Source organism: Halomonas sp. H10-9-1 (assembly GCF_040147005.1).
Lineage (GTDB): Bacteria > Pseudomonadota > Gammaproteobacteria > Pseudomonadales > Halomonadaceae > Halomonas.
This window is the reverse complement of record NZ_JAMSHO010000002.1, coordinates 1-5,783: the sequence shown is the minus strand read 5'-3', so window position 1 is coordinate 5,783 and position 5,783 is coordinate 1. Positions and strand designations below refer to the sequence as shown.

Sequence of the window (5,783 nt, the reverse complement as noted above, 5' to 3'; positions counted from 1 at the left end):
GACCAAGACCAGCATCAGCGTGGCCGACCCCGAGGGCGGCAAGCCGTTACGACTGCGAGGGAAGCTGTATGAGCGAGATTTCACGGTTGGCGACGGCCTTCGAGCAGAGGTCGAAGGCGCAAGCCGCCGATACCGAGAAGGCCGTGAGGAGCGCGTTCGAGAACTACGAGGACGCTTTGATCGAGGCGTTGAACGAAAGCGAGAGGAAAACCAGCGCCGCTATCCGCGCCCAGAGCCGGAACTTGCAGCGGACCGCGCTAAGGAGCTGGCTGGCCGTGACCATCCCGGTCTGCCTGAGCCTGCTGCTGGGCGCCGGCGCCATCGCCGCGATGAGCTGGTACATCACGGGGCAGATCAACGAGATCGCGAGCCACAACGCGACCTTGGAGCGGCTGGCCCAGGAGGGCGGCGCGATCCAACTGACGCATTGCGGCGAGAGCCGGAGGCTATGCGCGAAGATCGACCCGAGCGCCACCGCCTACGGCGAGAACGGCGAATACCGGATCCTGGAGGGGTACTAGATGACCGACCTGGAGCGCGAGCTGCTGAACGCCTTCGAGAGCTTACAGGGCGCCTACGAGACGCAGCATCGGGAGTGGCAGGCCGCTTACGAGAGTTTGCAGAGCATGTTCGAGGCTACGCAGGCCGACAACGCGGCGCTGAGCGCCCAGGTGCAACGCTTGAGCAAGCAGGTCAACGACTTGAGCGAGAGGGTGTCGCGCTGGACGCCCGAGGCCAAGAGGCGGTGAAAGTGCGGCAACGTCAGCAGCGTGGGCGCGATTTCGGGATGGAGCGCTAGCGAACTGGCCGCCCCGGGCTTATGATATACGTGTATATCACCCTAGATAGGAGTGCACGCCATGTTGGCGATTCGACTGCCCAGCGACATTGAGGAGCGTCTCGACGCCCTGGCCAAGGCCACCGGGCGCACTAAGACCTATTACGCCCGAGAGGCGATTCTCGAGCACCTCGAGGACCTGGAAGACACCTACCTGGCCGAGCAGACCCTGGAGCGCCTGCGCAGCGGCGATGAAGCCACCCACTCACTGGACGACGTGGAGCGTGAGCTTGGGCTGGCAAATTGAGCTGACGGACGCGGCGGTTAAGCAACTGAAGAAAATGGGCCACACAGAGGCCAAGCGCATTCGCGACTACCTGCGCGAGAGGGTGCAGCCGCTCGAGGACCCTCGCCAGCTGGGCAAGCCGTTACAGGGCAACATGGGCGAGCTGTGGCGGTATCGCGTCGGTGACTATCGGCTGATCGCACAGATCGAGGATGAGCGGGTGTGCGTGCTGGTGGTCCGTATCGGACACCGGCGGGAGGTCTACCGCTGAGGCTGGACGGTGGCGCCGTAGGAGCGTAAAAACAACGAAGTAGCGTCGATAGGGCGTCCAAAAGGGAACACCCCCGAACCCGGAATAGCTTGGCGGCATGACGGGAACGAGGGTGCACGTAGAACGTGAGGACATTGTGACCCAACCCGCAGAGGCCTGCCAAGGCCCAGCACCAACGAATCTGGCGCTTTTCCGTCAGCGGCTCCCCCGGAAGCCCTACCACACCGACACCCTGGGCGATGGCCTGCGCATCCGCGATATACAGAGGGCCCTCGCTGCCCGGTATATCCAGCCCAACGGCCCGACGCATCGCTATTGGCTGGTCTACGACGTGGATCGTAGCGGCGCTGCCCTGGACTGGAACGACCGTGGCGCCCCGCCGCCGACGATCGTGGCCCAGAACCCCGAGAACGGCCACGCCCATCTGATCTATGGCCTGGACGTACCGGTTAGAACGGCGCCAGACGCGAGATCCGGGCCGCTGCGCTACGCGGCGGCCGTGGATTGCGCGCTGAGGGCCCTGCTGGACGCCGACGCAGGCTATGCCGGTCTGATCTGCAAGAACCCCCTCCACCCCTTTTGGCGTGTCACTGAGTGGGAGCCCCGACTCTACGAGTTGGGTGACCTGGATAGCTGGCTGGACCTGGAGCAGTATGGCGACCGCCGTAAGCGGCTGCCCGACTACGGGCTAGGCCGGAACTGCAACCTGTTCGATCGCCTGCGCCGCTGGGCTTACCGGGCGATCCGTCAGGGCTGGCCGGATTACGACCGCTGGCATGAGGCGGTGTTGGTCCGCGCACGAGCCTACAACGACTTTGAGACTCCGCTCCCCGAGAGCGAGATACGGGCCTCGGCTAAGAGCGTGGCCCGTTACACCCACCGGAACTTCAACCCAGCTGCATTCAGCGCTTGGCAGGCCGCACAGGGCCGCAAGGGCGGCGTTCGGTCTGGTGAGGTGAGAAGGAAGGGAAGTGCGGAGGAAGCCCAGCCTTGGATTGCGTTAGGTGTCAGTCGAAGAACCTATTACCGAAGGAAAAAAAAGGGGGCGGGGGATGTATTTTGAGAAATTGAGTCGCAGTTACAGAGAGTTAAGGGTGTATTGGACTATCAGAAGTATGCTGCGAGGATCCCTTTTAGAGGGGGATCCCAGTGATGTTGCCGACGGGCTAATCACATCATGCAGGCTTTTGAGGCCAGAGGTACTCCATGGATATGAGGGGGAGACGCCACACCGGCTAGTATCAGCCGCCATGGTGCTCGAAAGTGGGTTTAGTGCGTACAAGGACGAACCAGAGGTAAAAGCGGGTATTTCGGTAGCCCTAGGGAAGCTTTTTGAAGCCATGAAGCACCAGAGGTACTCCGATCAGGACTACGAAAGGATAAGGAGTGTCATGGATAGCTTTTACCTCGAAGACACCTTACGGCAGGTTCGCCTGCATGGACGACTCGTTGACCGGTAGCGTGGCACTCGAAGCCATATCAGATAATAGCCCTGCTGGATGGGTTCTTCTTCAGTGTGGAACGACCTTGCCGACCGTAGGGAGGCATCCCCCCCCCCCAGACCCAAGCGAGGCCGGATCTTTGATCCGGCCCGAGTCGCGGGTCCGATAGCCGAGCCGCGTTAGCCTGATCATTTGAGAATATATGCGATCAGGACCAGCACGATGATGAGTGCTTCCATTAATACCTCCTTTTCCCGTTGCCCCTTTATTTAGTGCATCCGTGTTCTTTCCAGAGGTGGCTTTCCTCTTTATAGGGAAGCAATAAGGGCGCTTGCACCTTCTCTGACCATAAGCCAGCATACACAGAGGGCCCTTTGACTCGCTTCGCTCGTCTGGGCCTCTGTGAGCTGGGTCAGGGGGCTGCGCCCCCCAACACCCCCCGAAGCCACCGACCAGGGCGGGACCGCCTCAAGCGGTCGCGGCGTGGGCGGTGGCGCTGGATCACACCAGGAGGATTCATGGCCGAGCGTGATTTCACCCTGACTCCGATCCCTCCGGCCCTGGGAGGCGGCTGGATGGTCTGCCTCCTTGCGGATGGTGCGGAGGTCGATCACCAGGAGTTCCAGGACCACGACGAGGCGTTGGCCTTGGCGACCGTGTGGATTTCGGAGGACGCCGACGAGTAAGGCGCGGCAGCAGGTCATCGAGGGGCGCTGTGAGCCGCGTCGAGGGCGACCCGAGGTTCGTGCTGAGCAGGCTGGCGTCTGGCCACTCAAATCCCGCCATCGTGGGGTTTTCCATGCCGGGACGCCGCGAACACGCCCCGTAGCCGGGATATTTCGTAGTGTGGCTGTATTTTGTATTGTATTATGTACTGTATTTAATATAATATGAAATACGTTATACGCTTCAGCCAAGAGGGATACGATATGGCACGCCCCGGAATCACCTACGCCGAAGTCGCCGCCGCCGCGGATGCCCTGGTTGGGCAGGGTGAAAAGCCCACGATTCAGCGCGTCCGCGCCGAGCTGGGAAGCGGCAGCCCCAACACCATCCACCGGCACCTGACCGCCTGGCGGGCCGCTCAGGCGCCCGCCGAGCGACAGGCTGCCCGGCTGCCTGACGAGCTGGCCGCCGCCCTGGCCGAGGAGATCGAGCGCCAGGCGTCCGCCGCCCGCGCCGATGCGGAGGCCGATGCTCTGGACGCCCGGCAGACCGCCGATCAGCTCGCCGAGACCGGCGAGCAGCTGGAGGAGCAGGCCGAGACGCTGAGCGCCCAGGTCGAGGCGCTGGAAAGCGAGCGGGACCGGGTTACCGGCGAGCGCGACGAGGCACGCAGCGCCCTGGCCGAGTTCCGCGAGCGGGTGCGGGAACTGGAGGCCCAGCGCGACGACGCCCGGCAGCAACTGGCCGAGGCCCGCAACCGCTGCCAGACCTTGGAGGAACAGCGCGACGAGGAGCGTCAGGCCCGCATCGAGGCGCAGCGCGAGGCCAAGCAGGCCGACCAGGGACGGATCGAGGCCGAGCGTGCCCTGGCGGTGGCCGAGACCCGCACCGAGGCCGCCCAGCAACAGGCCGAGGAGCGCGCCCAGGCGCTCCAGGAGGAGCGGCAGGCCCGCCAGCAGGACGCCCAGGCACACCGCCAGGCCCTGGCCGAACAGCGCGACGAGTACCGGGAGCGGCTGGCTGCCCTGGAGCAGCAAGCCCAGGAAGCCCGTCAGACGGCCCAGGAGGCCGCGCAGGGGCGCACCAAGGCCGAGACCCGGACCGAGGCCCTAGCGGCCCGCCTGGAGGCCCTGGAGAGCCAGAAACGGCAACGAGACGATCAGCCGTCGTTGCCATTGGAGTAAACCCGCCCGGTGAGCTGGGTTTAGCGGGACGGCATCCCGCCGGGCGGTATTCGACGCGATCAACGAGGACGAGTGATGGCTGACGACAAGCACCCCGACCAGGACGACGCGCCCGAGCTGGACGAGCAGTGGGCGGAGGATGCGCACCGGTACCAGGGCGACCGGCTGGTGAGGCGCGGCAAGGGCCGCCCGCCCCTGACGGCGCCCGGCGCCGAGCCCAAGCGGGAGAAGGTCATCAAGGTGCGCTGCACCGCCGAGGAGTACGAAACCCTCAAGTGGCGGTGCCCCAAGGCGCGGCTGGCGGCGTGGATGCGCGAGCAGTGCCTGAACCCTGACGGCGACTGGGTGCGCCAGACCCAGGCGCCCGAGCCCGCCGACCCGGCGCTGTTGCGGCAGCTTGCCGGGATCGGCAACAACCTGAACCAGATCGCGCGGCGCGTGAACAGCGGCGAATGGGGAGCCGTGGACAAGGTGCAGGTGATCGCCGCCCTGGCCGCCGTGGAGCGCGAGCTGGCCGAGCTGAGGGCCTTGCACCGATGATCGTCAAGTTCACCCGGCGCGGCACCGGGCGCGGCGCGGGCCCCGTGGAGTACCTGCTGGGCAAGGAACGCGACCGTGAGGGCGCCGAGCTGCTGCGCGGCGACCCCGACCAGACCGAGGCGCTGATCGACAGCAGCCAGTACGCCAAGCGGTACACCTCCGGCGTGCTGTCGTTCCAGGAGCCCGACCTGGATGCCGCCACCAAGGGGGAGATCATGGATTCGTTCGAGGCCGCGCTGCTGCCGGGCCTCGATGGCGACCAGTACGACTGCCTGTGGGTCGAGCACCGCGACAAGGACCGGCTGGAACTGAACTTCGTGGTGCCGAACGTCGAGCTGACCAGCGGCAAGCGGCTCCAGCCCTACTACGACCGGGCCGACCGGCCCCGGATCGACGCCTGGAAGGGTCTGGTTAACGCCAAATACGAGCTGCACGACCCCGACGACCCCGCCAACCAGCGGGCCCTGACGTACCCCTCGGACCTGCCCCGCGAGCGGGTGCAGGCGCAGCGGCAGATCACCGATGGCCTGCTGTCCCTGGCCGAGCGGGGCGAGGTGACGAACCGGAGTGAAGTGGTGGCCGCCCTGGAGGGCGCGGGCTTCGAGGTGACGCGCCA

Annotated in this window: 9 protein-coding genes; all 9 read left to right on the top strand. The window is 65.3% G+C overall.

The window, feature by feature from the left end; all coding sequences use genetic code 11:
- Window positions 1–68 precede the first annotated feature (68 nt).
- Complete coding sequence (locus NFH66_RS17700; protein WP_349611802.1) at window positions 69–521, top strand: MbeB family mobilization protein; 453 nt, start codon at window positions 69–71, stop codon at window positions 519–521.
- Window positions 522–749, top strand: a complete 228-nt coding sequence (locus NFH66_RS17695) for an MbeD family mobilization/exclusion protein (RefSeq protein WP_349611801.1) — start codon at window positions 522–524, stop codon at window positions 747–749. It begins immediately after the preceding gene.
- Window positions 750–860: 111 nt separating this feature from the next.
- On the top strand, window positions 861–1,085 hold the full coding sequence (gene relB / locus NFH66_RS17690; RefSeq protein ID WP_349611800.1) for a type II toxin-antitoxin system RelB family antitoxin: 225 nt from the start codon (window positions 861–863) through the stop codon (window positions 1,083–1,085).
- A 34-nt stretch (window positions 1,086–1,119) separates the two neighbouring features.
- Window positions 1,120–1,335, top strand: coding sequence for a type II toxin-antitoxin system RelE family toxin (locus NFH66_RS17685; RefSeq protein ID WP_349611798.1), 216 nt, complete (start codon window positions 1,120–1,122; stop codon window positions 1,333–1,335).
- Window positions 1,336–1,471: 136 nt separating this feature from the next.
- Window positions 1,472–2,398 carry a replication initiation protein gene (locus NFH66_RS17680; protein WP_349611796.1) on the top strand — a complete coding sequence of 309 codons (927 nt, stop codon included), beginning with the start codon at window positions 1,472–1,474 and terminating at the stop codon, window positions 2,396–2,398.
- An 897-nt stretch (window positions 2,399–3,295) separates the two neighbouring features.
- Window positions 3,296–3,463, top strand: a complete 168-nt coding sequence (locus tag NFH66_RS17675; protein WP_349611794.1) for a hypothetical protein — start codon at window positions 3,296–3,298, stop codon at window positions 3,461–3,463.
- A gap of 243 nt (window positions 3,464–3,706) precedes the next feature.
- Window positions 3,707–4,627: a DNA-binding protein gene (locus NFH66_RS17670; RefSeq protein ID WP_349611792.1), complete on the top strand. Its 921-nt coding sequence runs from the start codon at window positions 3,707–3,709 to the stop codon at window positions 4,625–4,627.
- A 75-nt stretch (window positions 4,628–4,702) separates the two neighbouring features.
- Window positions 4,703–5,167, top strand: coding sequence for a MobC family plasmid mobilization relaxosome protein (locus tag NFH66_RS17665; RefSeq protein WP_349611791.1), 465 nt, complete (start codon window positions 4,703–4,705; stop codon window positions 5,165–5,167).
- The coding region (locus NFH66_RS17660; RefSeq protein WP_349611790.1) for a relaxase/mobilization nuclease domain-containing protein at window positions 5,164–5,783 on the top strand (620 nt) is incomplete at its 3' end. The genes NFH66_RS17665 and NFH66_RS17660, both read left to right, overlap by 4 nt.

Coding starts and splice junctions, on each gene's coding strand:
- NFH66_RS17700 (WP_349611802.1), top strand. CDS start 69: ATGAGCGAGATTTCACGGTTGGCGACGGCCTTCGAGCAGAGGTCGAAG.
- NFH66_RS17695 (WP_349611801.1), top strand. CDS start 522: ATGACCGACCTGGAGCGCGAGCTGCTGAACGCCTTCGAGAGCTTACAG.
- relB (WP_349611800.1), top strand. CDS start 861: ATGTTGGCGATTCGACTGCCCAGCGACATTGAGGAGCGTCTCGACGCC.
- NFH66_RS17685 (WP_349611798.1), top strand. CDS start 1,120: ATGGGCCACACAGAGGCCAAGCGCATTCGCGACTACCTGCGCGAGAGG.
- NFH66_RS17675 (WP_349611794.1), top strand. CDS start 3,296: ATGGCCGAGCGTGATTTCACCCTGACTCCGATCCCTCCGGCCCTGGGA.
- NFH66_RS17670 (WP_349611792.1), top strand. CDS start 3,707: ATGGCACGCCCCGGAATCACCTACGCCGAAGTCGCCGCCGCCGCGGAT.
- NFH66_RS17665 (WP_349611791.1), top strand. CDS start 4,703: ATGGCTGACGACAAGCACCCCGACCAGGACGACGCGCCCGAGCTGGAC.